This window comes from Enterobacter sp. 4974935 (genome assembly GCF_058661735.1).
In genome coordinates, this window is the sequence record NZ_JBZWGT010000003.1 from 963,322 (window position 1) to 984,078 (window position 20,757).

General features: G+C 53.5%; 17 protein-coding genes and 2 rRNA genes. 11 read left to right on the plus strand and 8 right to left on the minus strand.

What is annotated here, in order from left to right:
• The first annotated feature begins 59 nt into the window (after positions 1-59).
• From AC4OVS_RS05870 to AC4OVS_RS05885, 4 genes are all read left to right on the plus strand, one after another.
• Positions 60-2,964: ribosomal RNA gene (locus tag AC4OVS_RS05870) — 23S ribosomal RNA — on the plus strand.
• A 69-nt stretch (positions 2,965-3,033) separates the two neighbouring features.
• A 5S ribosomal RNA gene (gene rrf, locus AC4OVS_RS05875) occupies positions 3,034-3,149 on the plus strand.
• A 129-nt stretch (positions 3,150-3,278) separates the two neighbouring features.
• Entirely contained in the window at positions 3,279-3,731 is a 453-nt protein-coding gene (locus AC4OVS_RS05880; protein ID WP_032622345.1) for a DUF4385 domain-containing protein, read from the plus strand.
• Between the two features lie 151 nt (positions 3,732-3,882).
• Complete coding sequence (locus tag AC4OVS_RS05885) at positions 3,883-5,190, plus strand: MFS transporter (protein WP_038416531.1); 1,308 nt, start codon at positions 3,883-3,885, stop codon at positions 5,188-5,190.
• Here AC4OVS_RS05885 and AC4OVS_RS05890 read toward each other — a convergent pair.
• From AC4OVS_RS05890 to trxC, 5 genes are all read right to left on the minus strand, one after another.
• On the minus strand, positions 5,187-5,510 hold the full coding sequence (locus tag AC4OVS_RS05890; RefSeq protein WP_022649053.1) for a YfiM family lipoprotein: 324 nt from the start codon (positions 5,508-5,510) through the stop codon (positions 5,187-5,189). The genes AC4OVS_RS05885 and AC4OVS_RS05890 overlap by 4 nt on opposite strands.
• 45 nt (positions 5,511-5,555) lie before the next feature.
• The gene (gene pssA / locus AC4OVS_RS05895) at positions 5,556-6,911 is read right to left on the minus strand and encodes a CDP-diacylglycerol--serine O-phosphatidyltransferase (RefSeq protein ID WP_022649052.1); all 1,356 of its coding nucleotides are present in this window, start codon (positions 6,909-6,911) and stop codon (positions 5,556-5,558) included.
• Between the two features lie 109 nt (positions 6,912-7,020).
• Positions 7,021-9,684, minus strand: coding sequence for a bifunctional acetate--CoA ligase family protein/GNAT family N-acetyltransferase (locus AC4OVS_RS05900; protein ID WP_491922254.1), 2,664 nt, complete (start codon positions 9,682-9,684; stop codon positions 7,021-7,023).
• Between the two features lie 35 nt (positions 9,685-9,719).
• Positions 9,720-10,418 carry a tRNA-uridine aminocarboxypropyltransferase gene (tapT, locus tag AC4OVS_RS05905; RefSeq protein ID WP_023306729.1) on the minus strand — a complete coding sequence of 233 codons (699 nt, stop codon included), beginning with the start codon at positions 10,416-10,418 and terminating at the stop codon, positions 9,720-9,722.
• A gap of 70 nt (positions 10,419-10,488) precedes the next feature.
• Positions 10,489-10,908: a thioredoxin TrxC gene (gene trxC / locus AC4OVS_RS05910; RefSeq protein ID WP_003860733.1), complete on the minus strand. Its 420-nt coding sequence runs from the start codon at positions 10,906-10,908 to the stop codon at positions 10,489-10,491.
• 204 nt (positions 10,909-11,112) lie between these two features.
• On the opposite strand from trxC, the gene AC4OVS_RS05915 reads away from it, so the two are divergent.
• Positions 11,113-12,198 carry a tRNA/rRNA methyltransferase gene (locus AC4OVS_RS05915; RefSeq protein ID WP_023300740.1) on the plus strand — a complete coding sequence of 362 codons (1,086 nt, stop codon included), beginning with the start codon at positions 11,113-11,115 and terminating at the stop codon, positions 12,196-12,198.
• A 39-nt stretch (positions 12,199-12,237) separates the two neighbouring features.
• On the opposite strand, the gene ung is transcribed toward AC4OVS_RS05915, so the two are convergent.
• Positions 12,238-12,927 (minus strand): uracil-DNA glycosylase, encoded by a 690-nt coding sequence (ung, locus tag AC4OVS_RS05920; RefSeq protein ID WP_003860729.1) that lies wholly within the window; start codon positions 12,925-12,927, stop codon positions 12,238-12,240.
• Positions 12,928-13,241: 314 nt separating this feature from the next.
• Between ung and grcA the strand changes: the two genes are divergently transcribed.
• A complete protein-coding gene (gene grcA / locus AC4OVS_RS05925; protein WP_022649048.1) occupies positions 13,242-13,625 on the plus strand; it encodes an autonomous glycyl radical cofactor GrcA in 384 nt (127 codons plus the stop codon).
• 52 nt (positions 13,626-13,677) lie between these two features.
• Here the strand turns inward: grcA and srmB are convergent, their stop codons facing one another.
• Positions 13,678-15,006 carry an ATP-dependent RNA helicase SrmB gene (gene srmB, locus AC4OVS_RS05930; protein WP_022649047.1) on the minus strand — a complete coding sequence of 443 codons (1,329 nt, stop codon included), beginning with the start codon at positions 15,004-15,006 and terminating at the stop codon, positions 13,678-13,680.
• A gap of 132 nt (positions 15,007-15,138) precedes the next feature.
• Here srmB and trmN point away from each other — a divergent pair, with 132 nt between their 5' ends.
• Entirely contained in the window at positions 15,139-15,876 is a 738-nt protein-coding gene (gene trmN / locus AC4OVS_RS05935; RefSeq protein ID WP_023306727.1) for a tRNA(1)(Val) (adenine(37)-N(6))-methyltransferase TrmN, read from the plus strand.
• Here trmN and nadB read toward each other — a convergent pair.
• Positions 15,861-17,480: an L-aspartate oxidase gene (nadB, locus tag AC4OVS_RS05940; protein ID WP_048966849.1), complete on the minus strand. Its 1,620-nt coding sequence runs from the start codon at positions 17,478-17,480 to the stop codon at positions 15,861-15,863. The genes trmN and nadB overlap by 16 nt on opposite strands.
• A 425-nt stretch (positions 17,481-17,905) precedes the next feature.
• On the opposite strand from nadB, the gene rpoE reads away from it, so the two are divergent.
• The 4 genes from rpoE to rseC are packed head-to-tail and all read left to right on the plus strand — an operon-like array spanning position 17,906 to position 20,589.
• Positions 17,906-18,481, plus strand: coding sequence for an RNA polymerase sigma factor RpoE (gene rpoE / locus AC4OVS_RS05945; protein WP_006176728.1), 576 nt, complete (start codon positions 17,906-17,908; stop codon positions 18,479-18,481).
• Positions 18,482-18,512: 31 nt separating this feature from the next.
• The gene (gene rseA, locus AC4OVS_RS05950) at positions 18,513-19,163 is read left to right on the plus strand and encodes an anti-sigma-E factor RseA (protein ID WP_048966848.1); all 651 of its coding nucleotides are present in this window, start codon (positions 18,513-18,515) and stop codon (positions 19,161-19,163) included.
• Positions 19,163-20,116, plus strand: coding sequence for a sigma-E factor regulatory protein RseB (gene rseB, locus AC4OVS_RS05955; RefSeq protein ID WP_022649043.1), 954 nt, complete (start codon positions 19,163-19,165; stop codon positions 20,114-20,116). The genes rseA and rseB overlap by 1 nt, the downstream gene beginning before the upstream one ends.
• Positions 20,113-20,589 carry a SoxR-reducing system protein RseC gene (gene rseC, locus AC4OVS_RS05960; RefSeq protein ID WP_491922255.1) on the plus strand — a complete coding sequence of 159 codons (477 nt, stop codon included), beginning with the start codon at positions 20,113-20,115 and terminating at the stop codon, positions 20,587-20,589. The genes rseB and rseC overlap by 4 nt, the downstream gene beginning before the upstream one ends.
• The last annotated feature ends 168 nt before the right edge of the window (positions 20,590-20,757 follow it).

Here is a 20,757-nt window from a genome sequence, read left to right on the forward strand (position 1 = left end):
ATGTGTGTTCGAGTCTCTCAAATTTTCGCAATCAGAAGTGAAACATCTTCGGGTTGTGAGGTTAAGCGACTAAGCGTACACGGTGGATGCCCTGGCAGTCAGAGGCGATGAAGGACGTGCTAATCTGCGAAAAGCGCCGGCGAGGTGATATGAACCTTTGACCCGGCGATGTCCGAATGGGGAAACCCAGTGCAATTCGTTGCACTATCGTTAACTGAATACATAGGTTAACGAGGCGAACCGGGGGAACTGAAACATCTAAGTACCCCGAGGAAAAGAAATCAACCGAGATTCCCCCAGTAGCGGCGAGCGAACGGGGAGCAGCCCGGAGTCTGAATCAGCTTGTGTGTTAGTGGAACGGTCTGGAAAGTCCGACGGTACAGGGTGATAGTCCCGTACACGAAAGCACACTTGCTGTGAACTCGAAGAGTAGGGCGGGACACGTGGTATCCTGTCTGAATATGGGGGGACCATCCTCCAAGGCTAAATACTCCTGACTGACCGATAGTGAACCAGTACCGTGAGGGAAAGGCGAAAAGAACCCCGGCGAGGGGAGTGAAAAAGAACCTGAAACCGTGTACGTACAAGCAGTGGGAGCCTCTTTATGGGGTGACTGCGTACCTTTTGTATAATGGGTCAGCGACTTATATTCTGTAGCAAGGTTAACCGTATAGGGGAGCCGAAGGGAAACCGAGTCTTAACTGGGCGTTAAGTTGCAGGGTATAGACCCGAAACCCGGTGATCTAGCCATGGGCAGGTTGAAGGTTGGGTAACACTAACTGGAGGACCGAACCGACTAATGTTGAAAAATTAGCGGATGACCTGTGGCTGGGGGTGAAAGGCCAATCAAACCGGGAGATAGCTGGTTCTCCCCGAAAGCTATTTAGGTAGCGCCTCGTGAATTCATCTTCGGGGGTAGAGCACTGTTTCGGCTAGGGGGCCATCCCGGCTTACCAACCCGATGCAAACTACGAATACCGAAGAATGTTATCACGGGAGACACACGGCGGGTGCTAACGTCCGTCGTGAAGAGGGAAACAACCCAGACCGCCAGCTAAGGTCCCAAAGTCATGGTTAAGTGGGAAACGATGTGGGAAGGCACAGACAGCCAGGATGTTGGCTTAGAAGCAGCCATCATTTAAAGAAAGCGTAATAGCTCACTGGTCGAGTCGGCCTGCGCGGAAGATGTAACGGGGCTAAACCATGCACCGAAGCTGCGGCAGCGACACTATGTGTTGTTGGGTAGGGGAGCGTTCTGTAAGCCGTTGAAGGTGTGCTGTGAGGCATGCTGGAGGTATCAGAAGTGCGAATGCTGACATAAGTAACGATAAAGCGGGTGAAAAGCCCGCTCGCCGGAAGACCAAGGGTTCCTGTCCAACGTTAATCGGGGCAGGGTGAGTCGACCCCTAAGGCGAGGCCGAAAGGCGTAGTCGATGGGAAACAGGTTAATATTCCTGTACTTGGTGTTACTGCGAAGGGGGGACGGAGAAGGCTATGTCAGCCGGGCGACGGTTGTCCCGGTTTAAGCATGTAGGCGGAGGTTCCAGGTAAATCCGGTACCTTATTAACGCTGAGGTGTGATGACGAGGCACTACGGTGCTGAAGTGATAAATGCCCTGCTTCCAGGAAAAGCCTCTAAGCATCAGGTAACACGAAATCGTACCCCAAACCGACACAGGTGGTCAGGTAGAGAATACCAAGGCGCTTGAGAGAACTCGGGTGAAGGAACTAGGCAAAATGGTGCCGTAACTTCGGGAGAAGGCACGCTGATATGTAGGTGAAGTCCCTGCGGACGGAGCTGAAATCAGTCGAAGATACCAGCTGGCTGCAACTGTTTATTAAAAACACAGCACTGTGCAAACACGAAAGTGGACGTATACGGTGTGACGCCTGCCCGGTGCCGGAAGGTTAATTGATGGGGTTAGCGGCAACGCGAAGCTCTTGATCGAAGCCCCGGTAAACGGCGGCCGTAACTATAACGGTCCTAAGGTAGCGAAATTCCTTGTCGGGTAAGTTCCGACCTGCACGAATGGCGTAATGATGGCCAGGCTGTCTCCACCCGAGACTCAGTGAAATTGAACTCGCTGTGAAGATGCAGTGTACCCGCGGCAAGACGGAAAGACCCCGTGAACCTTTACTATAGCTTGACACTGAACACTGGTCCTTGATGTGTAGGATAGGTGGGAGGCTTTGAAGCGTGGACGCCAGTCTGCGTGGAGCCAACCTTGAAATACCACCCTTTAATGGCTGGTGTTCTAACGTAGACCCGTAATCCGGGTTGCGGACAGTGTCTGGTGGGTAGTTTGACTGGGGCGGTCTCCTCCCAAAGAGTAACGGAGGAGCACGAAGGTTGGCTAATCCTGGTCGGACATCAGGAGGTTAGTGCAATGGCATAAGCCAGCTTGACTGCGAGCGTGACGGCGCGAGCAGGTGCGAAAGCAGGTCATAGTGATCCGGTGGTTCTGAATGGAAGGGCCATCGCTCAACGGATAAAAGGTACTCCGGGGATAACAGGCTGATACCGCCCAAGAGTTCATATCGACGGCGGTGTTTGGCACCTCGATGTCGGCTCATCACATCCTGGGGCTGAAGTAGGTCCCAAGGGTATGGCTGTTCGCCATTTAAAGTGGTACGCGAGCTGGGTTTAGAACGTCGTGAGACAGTTCGGTCCCTATCTGCCGTGGGCGCTGGAGAATTGAGGGGGGCTGCTCCTAGTACGAGAGGACCGGAGTGGACGCATCACTGGTGTTCGGGTTGTCATGCCAATGGCACTGCCCGGTAGCTAAATGCGGAAGAGATAAGTGCTGAAAGCATCTAAGCACGAAACTTGCCCCGAGATGAGTTCTCCCTGAGACTTTAAGTCTCCTGAAGGAACGTTGAAGACTACGACGTTGATAGGTCGGGTGTGTAAGCGCAGCGATGCGTTGAGCTAACCGATACTAATGAACCGTGAGGCTTAACCTTACAACGCCGAAGCTGTTTTGGCGAAGAGACAGACACGATTTTCAGCCTGATACAGATTAACAGAATTTGCCTGGCGGCTTTAGCGCGGTGGTCCCACCTGACCCCATGCCGAACTCAGAAGTGAAACGCCGTAGCGCCGATGGTAGTGTGGGGTCTCCCCATGTGAGAGTAGGGAACTGCCAGGCATCAAACAGAAAAAACCCCGTACCGGAAGGTGCGGGGTTTTTTGCTTTGTGCGCGGAAAAACATGCCGGATGGCGGCTTCGCCTTATCCGGCCTACAATTGTTAAAACGATTTTAACAATGGTGCTGCTTTGACTCGTCCTTTTGATTACCAACAAGATTTTGCAAATATAAATTTTCGCGAACATCCCGAACGGTATCAGGTTGGCCGGGGTGAGCAGGGCGTATTGATGGTCGAGCCTTATAAAAGCGAAATCCTTCCACACTGGCGTTTTAAAAATTCTGAAGTCGCAGCGCGTTCGGCACAAGAGATATACGCTCTATTTGAAGAGTACCGCAGTAAAAACGATTTTGTAGGCATGGATATGGCGCGTAAATTCATACAAATGGGCTATACCCGCGCCCGGCGATACGCGAATCATAAGGGCGGTAAAAAGTATGATGCGGAACGACAAGTCAAACCCCTCGATCACGATCCAGTAAAAGCAGAAGCAGCCGCAGTCTTCAAAAAGTGGTGGGATAAAATTCGTGCAGACGAAGATTACTTGCAGCGAAAAAAGGCCCACCAGCAGTCCTGGGGATAATTACTGCGTCCGCTAATAATTAGATAGCTGATCGACTTCACAAAACGCAATGAAACATATCGGAAACATTTTATTTACCTAACGATTCGTTTTAAATCCGGTTTTACTGTTTGTGGGCAAAGGCCCGCAATGTGAGACAGGGGATATTAAAATGACAGAAACCGTAGCCAGTGCAGATACGGATAACACCAATTTGGCAGGTAAGGATACTCGCCGTCGGGTTTGGGCAATCGTTGGGGCCTCATCAGGAAACCTTGTAGAGTGGTTTGACTTTTACGTCTATTCATTTTGTTCACTCTACTTTGCGCATATCTTTTTCCCGTCAGGGAACACCACAACTCAGCTTTTGCAAACCGCAGGCGTTTTTGCCGCCGGGTTCCTGATGCGACCTATCGGTGGATGGCTATTCGGCAGGATCGCGGACAGGAAAGGGCGCAAGACATCCATGCTCATCTCTGTATGCATGATGTGCGTCGGCTCGCTGGTGATTGCCTGCCTGCCCGGTTATGAGACTATCGGAACATGGGCACCGGCGTTGTTGTTGCTGGCACGTCTGTTCCAGGGGCTATCGGTCGGTGGCGAATATGGCACCAGTGCGACATACATGAGCGAAGTGGCGGTTGAAGGGCGCAAAGGTTTCTATGCATCATTCCAGTATGTAACCCTCATTGGCGGACAGCTACTGGCGTTACTGGTTGTGGTGATCCTTCAACAGATCCTTAGCGATGAAGATTTACGCGCCTGGGGCTGGCGCATCCCGTTTGCTATGGGCGCTGCCCTGGCGGTTGTCGCCCTGTGGCTACGCCGTCAGCTTGATGAAACCTCTCAACAGGAGGTCAGGGCGCTGAAAGAGGCGGGCTCGATGAAGGGGCTCTGGCGAAACCGCAAAGCATTTTTGATGGTGTTAGGTTTTACCGCCGCGGGCTCGCTAAGTTTCTATACCTTCACCACCTACATGCAAAAATATCTGGTTAACACCACGGGCATGCATGCAAACGTTGCGAGTGTCGTCATGACGGTGGCGTTACTGGTCTTTATGCTCATCCAGCCGATTGTCGGCGCGCTGTCGGACAAAATTGGTCGCCGTACCTCCATGCTGATCTTTGGCGGCATGCTAACCCTGGGTACCGTTCCGCTTTTGACGGCGCTACAGCATACAACCTCTCCGTATGCCGCTTTCGCTTTAATCATGGTGGCGCTCATTATTATCAGTTTTTACACGGCAATCAGTGGCATTTTGAAAGCGGAAATGTTTCCCGCACAGGTGAGGGCGCTGGGCGTAGGCCTCTCTTATGCGGTTGCAAACGCCCTGTTCGGCGGTTCGGCAGAGTATGTCGCGTTATCCCTTAAGTCATGGGGCAGTGAAACGACCTTTTTCTGGTATGTCACCGTTATGGGGGCGCTGGCGTTTATTGTCTCGCTGATGCTGCATCGCAAAGGAAAAGGTATCCGTCTTTAATAATGCGCCATCTGCCAGACGGCGTAGCCGGTTGTTGCCCCGGCTACGTCCCAGGCAAAATCTTTCCAGCTCCAGCCGCTTCCCGAGGGGCGGCTATCCCAAAGTTCTTTTGATGCCCCCAGGCTGATGGAGAACATCAGGCCTATTGTGGCACTTCGATCCCTGCTATAACCCTGGTGCAGCGCATACTCATTACCCGCAGCGGACATCATTGCAGACGCCAGAAAGTGCTGAGCTTTATCCTGACCCGACCAGTTATCATTAGCCATATGGCTGCAACCTGTCAGCAAAAGAGGGATTATCAGGCAAGGCGTACGCATTAACAGGCTCCATAAAAAAGCCCCGTCGATGACAGGGCTCGTGTATTACAGAATGCGGCTGATGAGGCGATCGATACGGATCCGACGTAGACGGCGAATCAGCTTGCGAACTTTCACCGGGTAATCAGCGATGCTTTGCAGATCGCGATAATGACGAACCACTGTGGTATGCGTGCGTATAAGCTCCAGCTCACGATCGCGTTTCGCGGCTAACGCATGCTGAGGATCGTGAATAAGAATGGCGTTTTCCAAATCCAGACGCCAGGCGCGTGGGTTCAGGTTATTACCGGTCAGCAGCATCCACTCGTCATCAACCCACATTCCTTTGAGATGATAACTGTTATCTTCATCTTTCCAGAGGCGCACGACGAGCTGGTCCGTGTTCACATAGTACTGTAAACGGCTCAGAAAGCGGCGCAGGTTAATCTCATAGAGATAAGGCAGTGCGCCGATGATCTTGAAAGGCTGATCTTCCGGAATGAAAAAGTCGTTTGCCGTTTTATCCCCGACAATGATTTCCACCTTTTTACCATCACGCAGCAGCTGAATGATATTACGCACCAGAACGGCGGGAAGGTTGAAGTACGGGGTGCAGATGGTGAGCTTATGCTCCGCGCACGGCATCAAATGGAAGATAGTCTTGTTCAGGAGGCTGGATTTACCCAGGCCTACCAGAGGCGTAACGGACAGTTCTTCATTATTGGCATCACCCTGGAAACGATAAATCGCATCGCGCAGCTCCTGGCGGAAGGAGCGAACGTCGTTTTTGATTTCCGGGCTTTTCGGGCGATGAGGATCGTCAAGACGGTGCACACCCCGGCCATGAACCAGGTTTTTATCAACCCAGTTGAACATGATGTCGGTCATCTGCGGATTACGGATAAGATGGTAGCGATCGTAACGGTATTTATCGAGCTGATGGAGATAAACATCATTCAGGCTGGCGCCGCTGTAAAGGACGCTGTCATCGATGATAAATCCTTTGAAATGAAGAACGCCAAGCGCTTCACGGGTATTCACCGGTACGCCATATACCGGGATATCAATACCCGGATTTTCCTGGGCCATGCGGCAATACCAGTCCGCATTGGTATTCGAGGCAGCCGCACCAATACGGCCACGCTGAGCACGGTGCCAGTCAACCAGCACGCGAACATCCAGTTCCGGACGCTGACGTTTCGCTTCATAGAGCGCGTTCAGGATCGCACGCCCACCTTCATCTTGTTCAAGATAGAGCGCCACAATGCAAATACGTCGCGTAGCGCTGGCAATCTTTTCAAGAAGCGTCTCCCGGAAATGAGCGGGAGCATAAAAGAACTCTACATCATCAACTGACTGAGAAATCTTCGGTAGTTGAGCAAGGTGTTGTTGATGTTTATTACGCTTAAATTTTGACAACATCACAGTGCGTTTCTTCTCTGTTCATTGAAGGGTTGTCTGTACCAGGCAAACAACATAAGCGGACAATGATACCCCAGTGCCGGGAAAAGTGGGTAACATTTCCAGCAGCTTACTCTTGTTTATCCGTCGAAGTCAGGCTGAGGGACAAAGAGACAATGCCTTCATCCAGCTGGATATCAACGTCAAAACCGAGCTTCCGCGCCAGGGTCACCATACCCCGATTATTTGGCATAGTAATGCCATTGAGCCGTGACAATCCGTGATCGCGCGTATAACCAATGAGTTTTTCGAGCAGCCGTCTGCCCAAACCCAAACCTTTAAGATCGGAACGCACCAGTACGGCAAACTCCGCATCCACGTTATCCGGGTCGGAAATGGCACGCGTCACGCCGAGGATCTCCTCTCCCTCTGCGGAACGGCGGACCGCCACAATCGCCATTTCTCGATCGTAGTCGATCTGGGTCATATTGGCTAAATCGTCGTGGGTAAATTCATTAATTTCGCTGAAATAGCGATAGTACAAATCTTCTTTCGTCACCTGCGAGATGAACGCTCGCAGCAGCGGCTCGTCTTCCGGCAGGATAGGGCGAAACAGTGCCCGCTCTCCATTTTTCATCTCCACCCACTCTTCCAGATGGAGAGGATAAGGACGAATGGCGAGACGGCTTTCCCGTTCACCGACAAATGGCGCAATTTCCAGCGTCACGTCGAGGGCAGTGAAGTCATTTCCGGAAGCGAGGAGCGGGTGGATGTCCAGGCGCTGGATCTCCGCACAGTCAACAATGAGGTTGGAGACCTTCACCAGAAACTGGCTTAACCCGGCGATATCAAGCGGCCTCAGAGCGCTTCTGCCGCGGATTTTTTTACTTTTGATGGCCTGAATAACCAAATAACGCGCCAGGTTCATGTTTAGAGGTGGAAGCGCGACAGCCGCTTGTTCTTCTGGCCGCCATTCAACGCCGCCTTCACCCAACATAATAAGTGGACCAAAAACCGGATCGTGTTCGACGACCACGCGCAGCTCCTGCGCACCTGCTCGGTTAGCCATGCTCTGCACCAGCAGGCCGTGGATCCGGGCCTGTGGCCACGTCATTTTAACGCGATCGATAATGGCATCCGCGGCCTGTTGTACTTCTGTCGCGGTGCGAAGATACAGCATGACGCCCTGAACATCCGATTTGTGCGGAATATCGGGGGAGCGCAGCTTCAGCGCGACCGGATAGCCAATCTGCTCAGCGATATGTACCGCCTCAGCGCTGTCACCGGCAATCCAGGTCGGCAGTGTTTGCATCCCATAGCTGCCAAGAATGGGTTGCACTTCATGCGTATCAAGCGAAGTGGCGCCCTCTTCGATGGCCTGTTGCAATAAACTGTGTACGTCCACCGATTTTGCTGTGAGGTTGCCCGGTAGGGCAGGCGTTTCACGCAGCTGCTTCTGGTTGCGGCGGTACTCAACCATATGCATAAACGCGGTTATGGTGCCCTCTGGCGTACGGTAGGTTGGCAACCCGGCTTCACTAAACAGACGTCGCGCTTCCTGCGAGGAGAACTCGCCGCACCAGTTGGTCAGCAGGGTGACGTATTTGCCGCGCGGATGGTTTCGGACAGCCTCAATCAGCGTTCGTGCACTTTCGCTGCCTGGCGCAACCGCGCTGGGCGAATGGATAATCATCAGCGCATCAAAGTCCTGGCTATCCAGCAAAATCGTGATCGCCTTAATGTAACGATCGCTGCTGGCATCATCGCGCAAATCGAGGGGATTATCGGGAACAACGCTTCCCGGTAACGCGTCCCGCAGGCGCTGGAGCGTCTCTTCACCCAGCGTGGCCAGCTTGCCGTTGCGTAGCCAGAGCTCGTCCAGCGCCAGGGCGGCGGGAGCGGCTCCGTTGCTGACAATCATCAGCTTTTCACCGCGCAGGGGACGCATGTGGCTCAACGTTTCGACGGCGGAAAAAAGCTCGTGCGTATCCTGTACCCGCAGTAAACCGGCGCGCTGGATCGCTGCATCCCATGCGGGATCCATCCCGGAATGGGATTGCAGCAGGCGCTGAGCCGCGGGGCTGCGCCCGCTTTTGATGACCAGAATCGGTTTATTACGCGATGCGCTACGCGACGCCGACACAAAACGACGGGCGTCGCTCAGGTGTTCAAGGTAGAGCAGGATAGCGCTGGTTTTGCTGTCACGCGCCAGGAAATCCAGCAGCTCATCAACGTCAATGTCCAGGCTGTCGCCGAGGGCGATGAAATAGGAAAAGCCCATCTCACGCTGCTGCGCCCAGTCGAGGATGGTATTGGATACCGCTGCCGACTGTGAAATAAAGGCCAGTTTGCCTTTACGGATCGGAACCGGGGAAAAACTGGCATTCAGCCCTTGCCAGGGCGCAAGCAGACCGAGGCTATTTGGACCAAGAATGCGCATCTGGTAGCGGCTGGCGCAGGCCAGCAGTTCGGGCTGCTGTTCAGGAGGCGAGGAAAGAATAATGCAGGTTTTACAGCCTTTCTGACCGAGCGACTCAAGCAATTCGAGGTTTCGTTTCGCATGCGTACAGAGCACGGCGAGGTCGGGAACAAACGGTAAACTTTGCACGTCCGGCCACGCCAGCACCCCCTGTACCGCTTTATAAGCGGGCGTAACGGGCATGACCGGGCCGTTAAACCCGCCAGCCAGCAGGTTACGCATCATCAGATACCCTGCGCGGTCCGGTTTCATCGAGGCGCCAATAACGGCAATGGATTTCGGACGGAGTAGCGCTTCTAACCCTCTCTGGCTCATGCAGGCCTCCTGTGAATGCAAGCGACCTGATGATTTTAAACGCTTTCTGTCTCTGTTGCTGTGACGCTACCCTTATGAACGGTTTTTCCTGCCAGATAACGTTCGCGGAAGCAGGAGAAGTGGGAGCTTAATGCGCTGGCCGCCTGGGTATCGCCCGCCAGATCCAGTAGCGCAATGGCGACTTCAGCGGTGCAATATTGACCCTCGGCATGCGCTTCTCGTAAGCGATAGGCCGAAACGCGCGACAGATCGACGGAAATCACCGGCAGCGCATCAAGATAAGGGCTTTTGCGAAACATCTTTCTTGCTTCGGTCCAGGTGCCGTCGAGCATAATAAACAGCGGCGGCTTACCGGATGGTGGCGCCGTAAGCACCTGGCGTTGTTCGCCTGCATATGATGCCGGGAAAACGACCATGGGCTGATAGTCCGGGTTTGCCACCAGGTCAAGCAGAGCCTGAGGTGGCTCAGTGCGCGACCACTGAAACGCTGCGGTATTGGGCAGAATATCGGCGATCAAACGCCCCGTGTTGCTGGGCTTCATCGGTTCGGTATCGAACATGACCAGACAAAAACGGCTTTTCGCCTCGCTCGGTGTAAGCGTTTCGCACAGACACACTTTCAGCGGTAAAAGGCAGCGCTGGCAGCGGCGAATACGATTGCCTCGGGCCAGAAAAGGGCGGGTTGCGCGCGCAAGGCGCTCGGCGCGTAATTGAAGTACAGCGTTATCAGTCATGGGCGAAAAGGCAGGAAAAAACCCATTTTCGCAGAGGAGAGAACGGGGCACAAGATGTGCCCCGTGAATGTTACAGGGATTCGTTTAACCAGCTGTCGAAAGGCGCCTTCGGTACTGCACCATTGAGCATGTCGATCACTTCCCCATTTTTGAAAATCATAATGGTTGGAATGCTGCGAATGCGAAAACGGGCGCTGAGTTCACGTTCCGCTTCGGTATTCACTTTAACAAAACGCATTTTCCCGCTGCGCTCTTCAGCCACGTCTTCGAAGATGGGCGCAAAGTTACGGCAGGGGCCGCACCACGGTGCCCAGAAATCGACCACAACCGGCAGATCGTCCTTGAGGAGTTTGTCCAGCGTAGCACCCGTCGCGTTAATGACATCGCCATCAAATAATTCGTGGCCACAACGCCCGCATTTCGCACCGTCATCCATCCGATCGTCCGGAATGCGGTTTAAAGCCTGACAGTTGGCACATACGGTATTCATAACTAACCTCTGATAGAGCCGTGGAACAACGGCAGAACGCCGATAATGTTTCTGATATGTTACATATTATCAGTGAGCCTGTATAAATCGACAACGCGTTTTATTCAATGGGAACAATAGTCACAGGCTTTTGTACGAAATTATGGCTATGAGCTTGCACATCGGGTAATCTGCGCGCTTCGCGCAGCGCTGGTGGAGAAAAGCATGAACGACGAAATGAAAAACAAAAGCGGCAAGGTCAAAGTGATGTATGTCCGCAGTGATGATGACTCTGATAAACGCACCCAAAATCCGCGTACCGGAAAAGGTGGCGGGCGTCCGGCGTCTTCTCGTGCAGACGGTGGCCGTCGCCCCGCCCGCGATGACAGAAATAACCGCGGCGATGACCGCAAACGTGATGACCGTAAGCGTGACGATCGCAAACGCGATGATTTTGTCCGCGACGGTGGATCGCCATGGCGTACCGTTTCGCGCGCGCCCGGTGAAGAGGCGACCGAAAAAGCCGATCACGGCGGTATCAGCGGAAAAAGCTTTATCGATCCGGAAGTGCTGCGTCGTCAGCGTGCGGAAGAAACCCGTGTATATGGCGAGAACGCCTGTCAGGCCCTGTTCCAGAGCCGCCCGGAGTGTATCGTTCGCGCATGGTTTATCCAGAGCGTGACCCCGCGCTTTAAAGAAGCGCTGCGCTGGATGGCGGCGAACCGTAAAGCCTACCACGTGGTTGACGATGCCGAGCTGACAAAAGCGTCCGGGACTGAACACCACGGCGGCGTCTGCTTCCTGATCAAAAAACGTAACGGCACCACCGTGCAGCAGTGGGTCAGCCAGGCGGATGCCGATGACTGTGTGCTGGCGCTGGAAGATGTGGGTAACCCGCATAACCTGGGCGCTATGATGCGTAGCTGCGCGCACTTTGGCGTGAAAGGCGTTCTGTTGCAGGATGCCGCGCTGCTGGAATCCGGTGCGGCAATCCGTACCGCGGAAGGCGGTGCTGAGCATGTTCAGCCGATCACCGGCGACAGCGTGCTGGAGGCCCTTGAGCAATTCCGTAACGCGGGCTACACCATTGTCACCACCTCAAGCCGTGCCGCTACGCCGCTGTTTAAAGCGACGTTGCCGCGCAAAATGGTGCTGGTGTTAGGTCAGGAGCGCGATGGTCTGTCTGATGCGGCACTCTCCAGCGCTGACATGAGCGTTTCTATCGACGGCACTGGCAACGTTGAAAGCCTGAACGTATCCGTTGCGACCGGCGTGCTGCTGGCCGAATGGTGGCGTCAGAACAAAGCATAAGCCTTTTATGTGCCGGGCCTGACCCGGCACATTCAAACCCTACTCACTCTCTGCCGGTAACACAGGCATCCAGTCAATCGGCTTTTCGCCACGCTTTTCCAGCCACTCATTCGTCAGAACAAAATGGTTACTGCCAAAGAAACCGCGATGCGCAGACAGCGGCGACGGGTGCGGTGCCTTCAGTACGTGATGACGCTGACGATCGATAATCGCCCCTTTCTTTTGGGCATGTGAACCCCAGAGTAAAAACACGACGCCTTCACGATGCTCATTGATCAGGCTGATAACCTTATCGGTAAAGGTTTCCCATCCCAGACTGGCGTGGGAGTGTGCCTGACCCGCCCGGACGGTTAATACGGTATTCAGCAATAGCACGCCCTGGCGCGCCCAGCTTTCCAGATAACCGTGATTAGGGCGGGTGAAACCCGGAATCGTTCCTTCCAGCTCTTTATACATATTCAGCAGAGAAGGGGGAATGGCCACGCCCGGACGCACGGAAAATGCCAGTCCGTGAGCCTGCCCGGGACCATGGTACGGATCCTGCCCCAGTATAACCACCTTCACGTCGCTCAGTTCGGTGTAGCGAAAGGCGTTAAATACATCTTTCTGCGGTGGATAAATTGTCTGGCCGGCCTGCCGTTCAGCCGCAACGGTACTGAGGGTATTAATAAAATAGGGCTGCTGCTTCTCTTCTGCCAGCACGTCATGCCAGGTTAAAGGTGTTGTCATCTCGCTCTCCTGCGAATTTCATTCTCTGCCTAGCTTACCTGCTAATGCCTGGTGAGCAAAATTACCCGCGGAAAAGCGGCTAAGTGTCTCAATTTATGTTGAAAACCAGGCAGGGTAAGTTGAATTGGTAAATCATTAAAATTGATCTAAAACAAAAAATTCAGACCACACTCTTTATGTGGTTAGTGATTTTGTTGATTTAAATCAATAAATCACCCGGGTCTGAATGTTATATATACACACAACAAACAATGGTTTTACCAATTGGCCGCAAAAGGCCAGCATCAGTTAATGTAGCCTAAGGGAGGCAACACATGATTACAGGTATCCAGATTACTAAAGCTGCAAATGACGATCTGCTGAACTCTTTCTGGCTGCTGGACAGCGAGAAAAACGAAGCGCGCTGTGTAGTAGCGAAAGCAGGTTTTGCGGAAGACGAAATCGTTCCGGTGAGCAAACTGGGCGAAATTGAATACCGTGAAATTCCAATGCAAGTGCAACCAGAAGTGCGCGTGGAAGGTGGTCAGCACCTGAACGTTAACGTCCTGCGTCGTGAAACGCTGATGGATGCTGTTGAGAACCCAGAAAAATACCCGCAGCTGACCATCCGTGTGTCTGGCTATGCGGTGCGTTTCAACTCTCTGACTCCGGAACAGCAGCGCGACGTTATCGCCCGTACCTTTACTGAAAGCCTGTAAGGTTTCAGCTTCGGGGGTGGAATAAAAAAGCCGGGAATGTCCCGGCTTTTTTTTACTCTTCAGTTTTTGTCTCTGGCGCAGCAGAACTTGGCTTACGGCGCTTACCAATATTTTTGGTATCGCGGTGGCGCTGCTTCACGCGCGGCTTCTCTTTTTCTTTCTCTTTTCTCTCAGCACGTTTCGCGAGCGCTTTCTTGGACGGTTTACCCGTCATTTTTTCACTCGGCGCACGTGTCGTCGGACGAAGTTCGTCAATCACACGAGCTTTTAGCGGCTCATCAACGTAGCGGCCAATTTTTTGGAGCAGCAGATGGTCGTGCGCTTCTACCAGAGAAATAGCAATCCCTTTGCGGCCCGCACGGCCGGTACGACCAATACGGTGCAGGTAAGTATCACCGCTGCGCGGCATATCAAAGTTGATCACATGGCTCACGTCCGGGATGTCGATCCCGCGCGCGGCAACGTCGGTTGCAACCAGCACATTCACGCGACCATCGGTCAGGCGCTTAATCCCTTCGGTACGCTTAACCTGTGCCATTTCACCTTCGAGATAGCAGTTGTTGATGCCAGCGTTGCGCAGCATTTCTGCCAGCTCATGCACGCGCTCGCGTTTACGTACGAAGACGATGGTACGGGTTGCTTCTTCCTGCTTCAGCAGATGTTTCAGCAACTCAACCTTATGCTCAAGGTTATCTGCGCGGTAGTACCACTGGTGGATCTTCTTACGCTCACGCGTCGATGGCGTAGCGGACACTTCCACCGGATCTTCCAGCAGACGTTCGGCGAAATCTTTAATGGCATCCCCTTCAAGGGTTGCCGAGAACAGCATTGTCTGGTTACGCCAGCGCGTTTCACCCGCGATGTGTTCGATATCCTGGGCAAAGCCCATGTCCAGCATGCGGTCAGCTTCATCGAGAATCAGCGTTTCCACCGCCCGGCAGTCGAAGTTCTCTTCTTTTATGTATTGCAGCAGACGGCCTGTCGTCGCGACAACGATATCCTGGTTTTCGCTGAACACTTCGGCGTGGTTCATATACGCTACGCCGCCGGTGATGGTCGCGATATCCAGATGGGTGTTCGCCGCCAGCTCACGCGCGTGTTCGGCAACCTGCATCGCCAGTTCACGGGTCGGGGTCAGGATCAAAATGCGCGGCGGCCCTGATTTTTTACGCGGAAAATCGAGCAAATGCTGCAACACAGGCAGCAAGTAGGCTGCTGTCTTCCCCGTGCCGGTTGGCGCAGAACCGAGCACATCGCGGCCCTCAAGCGCAGGCGGAATGGCCGCGGCCTGAATGGCGGTCGGGCGTGTAAAGCCTTTACTCTCAAGAGCATTGAGCAGGCTTTCATCGAGTTCAAGTTCGGAAAAAGTCGTTACAGTCATGTTCTACCTCTGTGTGGGGCGCTGATTATAGACGTTACGGCTGTAATCTTCATCTGTTTGTATGGATATCGCTTTTCGACCACTTCGCTTTCCCCTATGCTACTCCAGTTTCACACAGAAGGTTGCCCTGACATGTCTCAACTCAAAGCGCAGTTGCGCCGCGATGGTTTTACGTTTAAACAATTTTTTGTGGCGCACGATCGTTGTGCAATGAAAGTCGGTACAGACGGTATTTTACTGGGTGCATGGGCCCCTGTCGCAGGTGTAAAACGCATTCTGGATATTGGTACGGGCAGCGGACTTCAGGCGCTGATGCTGGCGCAGCGTACCGAAGAACACGTCACTATCGACGCCGTTGAGCTTGATCCTCAGGCGGCCCAGCAGGCAAGCGAAAACGCTGCCGATTCTCCGTGGGCAGAACGGATCAGGGTGGAATGTGCCGATGTCCTGACCTGGGCACCGGAGCAGACTGCGCGTTACGATTTGATCGTCAGCAATCCGCCGTATTTCACGCCAGGTGTGGAGTGTGGAACGCCGGAACGCGAGCAGGCACGTTACACCGGCTCGCTCGATCACAAGGCGCTACTGACCAGCGCGGCGGAACTCATCTCGGAAGAGGGATTTTTCTGCGTGGTCTTGCCCGAAAGCACGGGTAACACCTTCATTGAGATCGCTCGGGATATCGGCTGGAGTTTGCGTCTTCGTACCGATATTTCGGATACGGAAGGTCGCTTACCGCACCGCGTGTTGCTGGCGCTCTCGCCGAAAGAGGGGGAGTGCTTTACCGACAGGATGGTTATTCGCGGGCCAGACCAGCGTTATTCCGAAGATTACACTGCCCTGACCCAGGCCTTTTATCTGTTTATGTGAACCTGCGGCGTCAACACCGACGGGCCGGACGTTTCCAGCGGGTCGGGATAGTCCAGCGTATAATGCAGGCCACGACTCTCTTTGCGCATCATCGCACAGCGTACAATCAGCTCGGCAACCTGCACAAGGTTGCGCAGCTCCAGCAGATTATTGGAAACGCGGAAGTTGGCGTAATATTCATCAATTTCCTGCTGCAACATCATGATGCGGCGTAACGCGCGTTCCAGACGCTTCGTTGTGCGTACAATCCCGACATAATCCCACATGAGAAGCCGCAGCTCGTGCCAGTTATGCTGGATAACCACCAGTTCGTCCGGGTTCTCTACCCGACTTTCATCCCATGCTGGCAGGTGCGTTGTTGGACGTGCATAGGGCATGCGTTTGGTTATATCTTCCGCAGCCGACCACCCATACACAAGACACTCCAGCAATGAGTTTGATGCCATGCGATTCGCACCATGCAGGCCGGTGTAGCTGACCTCGCCGATCGCATACAAACCATCCACGTCGGTACGACCATGATCGTCAACCATCACCCCGCCACAGGTATAGTGGGCGGCAGGCACAATCGGCACCGGATCGCGGGTTAAATCGATACCCAGACTCCGCAGCTTTTCATAAATCATCGGGAAGTGCTGGCGAATAAAGTCTGCCGGTTTATGGCTAATGTCCAGATACATACAGTCCACGCCAAGCCGCTTCATCTCGTGGTCAATGGCGCGGGCCACGATATCCCGCGGGGCAAGTTCACCTCGGGGGTCGAAGTCCGGCATAAACCTGGAACCGTCCGGTCGCTTGAGATACGCGCCTTCGCCGCGCAACGCTTCAGTTAACAGGAAGTTACGTGCCTGCGGGTGGAACAGGGCGGTAGGATGGAACTGATTAAACTCCATATTCGCTACGCGGCAGCCTGCGCGCCAGGCCATGGCGATACCGTCTCCGGAGGCGATATCCGGGTTAGTCGTGTACTGGTAAACCTTGGAGGCGCCGCCGGTCGCCAGCACAACGGCTTTAGCCTGGCAGGTTTCCACCTTCTCTTTATTCCGATTCCACACCCATGCGCCGACAACACGGCGCGTGCCGGGCAGGCCAATTTTATCGGAAATAATCAGGTCGACGGCGTTACTGCGCTCCAGCACCCGAATATTGGGATGGCTGAGGGCTTTGCTGACCAATGTGGTTTCAACCGCTTTTCCTGTTGCATCAGCAGCGTGCAGAATACGGCGATGGCTGTGCCCGCCTTCACGGGTCAGATGATAGCTCTCTTCACCATTAGGCTGAACCTGCGTATCAAACAGCACGCCCTGGTCGATAAGCCATTGCACGCAGTGGCGGGCATTGCTGGCGACAAACTCTGCGGCATGCTCATCCACGATCCCGGCACCGGCAATCAGAGTGTCTTCTACGTGTGAGGCAATGCTGTCCGTTTCATCAAACACGGCGGCAATACCGCCTTGTGCATAGAAGGTGGAACCTTCGCTCATCGGCCCTTTACTCAGCACGATTACGTTCTGATATTCCGCCAGGCGCAGCGCGAGGGAAAGGCCAGCAGCACCGCTGCCGATAATCAGTACATCACAATGGAGTTCAGGCGTTGTATTCATGATGTTTGTTTAATTTACTAAACATGGTCTGGGCAGAATAGCATTGTGATGCGAGTTATCGCACGTTTTTTTTGAAGCGTGTTGCAATGACTAAACGGATGGCCGGAAGTTAAATCATCGCTAAATGACTGGAATTATTTTGCGAAGCAGATCGTTAGCTTCAGATTTTGTGGTGAAATAAAGCCTGTGTTGCGTTACTCTTCTGACGATAAAGTTAATGATTCTTGTCAGAAAGCGGGTGCGTATCGTGAACAGACTTATAATGAGAGAAAATGAACGGTCTGCGGCGCGATGAACAAAAACAAAGGCGTTACGGAACTTATTGAAGAACAGACGCTCTAATTCGGTGCTTGCTCAAAGTGCAATGTTGTTAGAGTGGCGTTTCGATAACGCGTGGAATTTGGTTTGGGGAGACATTACCTCGGATGAGCGAGCAGTTAACGGACCAGGTCCTGGTTGAACGGGTCCAGAAGGGAGATCAGAAAGCTTTTAACCTACTGGTGGTGCGCTACCAGCATAAGGTAGCGAGTCTGGTTTCCCGCTATGTACCGTCAGGCGATGTTCCTGATGTGGTACAAGAGTCTTTTATTAAGGCCTATCGCGCGCTGGATTCATTCCGGGGGGATAGTGCTTTTTATACCTGGCTGTATCGTATTGCAGTCAATACGGCTAAGAATTATTTGGTTGCTCAGGGGCGTCGTCCGCCTTCAAGTGATGTTGACGCTATCGATGCAGAAAACTTCGAAAGTGGCGGCGCGCTGAAAGAAATTTCGAACCCTGAGAACTTAATGTTGTCAGAAGAACTGAGACAAATCGTTTTTCGCACGATCGAGTCGCTCCCGGAAGATTTACGCATGGCAATTACGTTACGGGAGCTGGATGGCCTAAGCTATGAAGAGATAGCCGCCATCATGGATTGTCCGGTCGGCACGGTTCGTTCACGAATTTTCCGTGCGCGAGAAGCCATTGATAATAAAGTTCAACCGCTTATCAGGCGTTGACGATAGCGGGATACTGGAAAAGGTATTAGGCATGCAGAAAGAAAAACTTTCCGCTTTAATGGATGGTGAAATGCTGGATAGTGAGCTGCTCGATGAGTTGTCTCATTCTCCCGAAATGCAACAGACCTGGGAGAACTATCATCTTATCCGCGACACTCTGCGGGGTGATACCAGCGATGTTCTCCATTTCGATATCTCAGCACGCGTTATGGCGGCCATTGAGAACGAACCTGTTCATCAGACCACGCCGCTTATTCCTGAAGCGCAGCCTGCACCTCACCAGTGGCAGAAAATGCCGTTCTGGCACAAGGTGCGTCCATGGGCCAGCCAGCTCACCCAGATGGGAGTCGCTGCGTGTGTATCGCTTGCAGTTATCGTTGGGGTCCAGCACTATAATACCCAGTCTGAAGCCAGTCAGCAGCCTGAAGCGCCAGTGTTCAATACGCTGCCGATGATGGGTAAAGCCAGTCCGGTTAGCCTGGGCGTACCGGCAGATGTCTCCGCAAGCGGCGGACAGCAACAGCAGGTACAGGAGCAGCGTCGTCGCATTAATGCGATGTTGCAGGATTACGAGTTGCAGCGTCGTCTGCACTCCGAGCAGCTTCAGTTTGAGCAGGCCCAAACCCAGCAGGCTGCTGTGCAGGTGCCAGGAAACCAAACTTTAGGAACGCAATCGCAGTAATGAAGCAACTTTGGTTCGCCATGTCTTTGATGGCGGGTAGCCTGTTCTTCTCTGCTAACGCCTCGGCTGATGTTTCATCCGGGGCGTTGTTGCAGCAAATGAATCTGGCCAGCCAGTCACTCAATTACGAGTTGGCATTTATTAGCATCAATAAGCAGGGTGTCGAATCGTTACGCTATCGCCACGCCCGCCTTGATAATCAGCCGCTCGCCCAGCTTTTACAGATGGATGGCCCGCGTCGGGAAGTGGTCCAGCGTGGGAACGAAATCAGCTATTTCGAGCCAGGCCTTGAGCCGTTTACGCTCAATGGTGACTACATCGTTGATTCCCTGCCATCGCTCATTTACACCGATTTTAAACGTCTCGCCCCCTACTATGATTTTATCTCGGTGGGGCGAACGCGTATTGCCGACAGGTTGTGCGAAGTGATCCGCGTAGTCGCGCGGGATGGGACACGTTACAGCTATATCGTCTGGATTGACGCAGAGACGAAGCTGCCGATGCGCGTTGATCTTCTCGATCGCGACGGTGAAACGCTGGAGCAGTTCCGCGTGATCTCCTTCGACGTGAACGGTCAGGTTGGCAACAGTATGCAGAATCTGGCCAAAGCCAGCCTGCCGCCTTTGCTTTCCGTACCTGCCGGCGATTCTGTCAATTTCAACTGGGTACCTTCCTGGATCCCGCAAGGATTCAGCGAAGTATCCAGCAGCCGTCGCCAGCTGCCGACTATCGAAACACCGGTTGAGTCGCGCCTCTATTCCGATGGGCTATTTAGCTTCTCGGTGAATATCAATCGCGCTACGGCGAACAGTTCCGAACAGATGCTCCGTACCGGTCGCCGGACGGTTAGCACGACGGTACGCGATAATGCGGAAATTACCATTGTTGGTGAATTACCGCCGCCAACAGCAAAACGTATTTCAGACAGCATTAAATTCAGGGCTGCGCAATGATTAAAGAGTGGGCGACGGTCGTAACCTGGCAGGATGGCGTAGCGCTTGTCAGCTGTGACGTTAAAGCATCATGCAGCAGCTGCGCTTCGCGAGCCGGTTGCGGCAGCCGCGTATTGAATAAGCTGGGGCCGCAAACGTCGCACACTATTGCTGTGTCGAGCGATCAGCCGCTGGTGGCAGGGCAAAAAGTGGAGCTCGGCATCGCTGAAGGCAGCCTGCTCACTTCCGCCATACTGGTTTACCTTTCTCCGCTCGCCGGACTTTTCGTGATGGGCGGGGTTTTCCAGATGCTGTTCGGCACAGATTTGGCCGCCATGTGCGGTGCCGCCTTGGGCGGTGTGGGCGGGTTCTGGCTTGCTAAAGGCGTTTCCCCAAGGCTTACCGCCCGGGAAGCCTGGCAGCCCGTCATTCTCAGCGTTGCACTGGCACCCGACCAACTTCGTGTTGAGACGCTCTCTTCTGAGGCCCGGTGATCTGCCGGGCTTTATTATTATTTACATCGCAATAAAGTAAACGCCGTCTCTTCGCGCTATACCTGACTCTAAGTGCATTTCCAGCAGACGAGGTTGTAGTGTAGAATGCTGCGTTTTCGCACTGAAAAACGTCAGGCTAAGAACAGCGGCCTCCAGGAATTCGTAAGG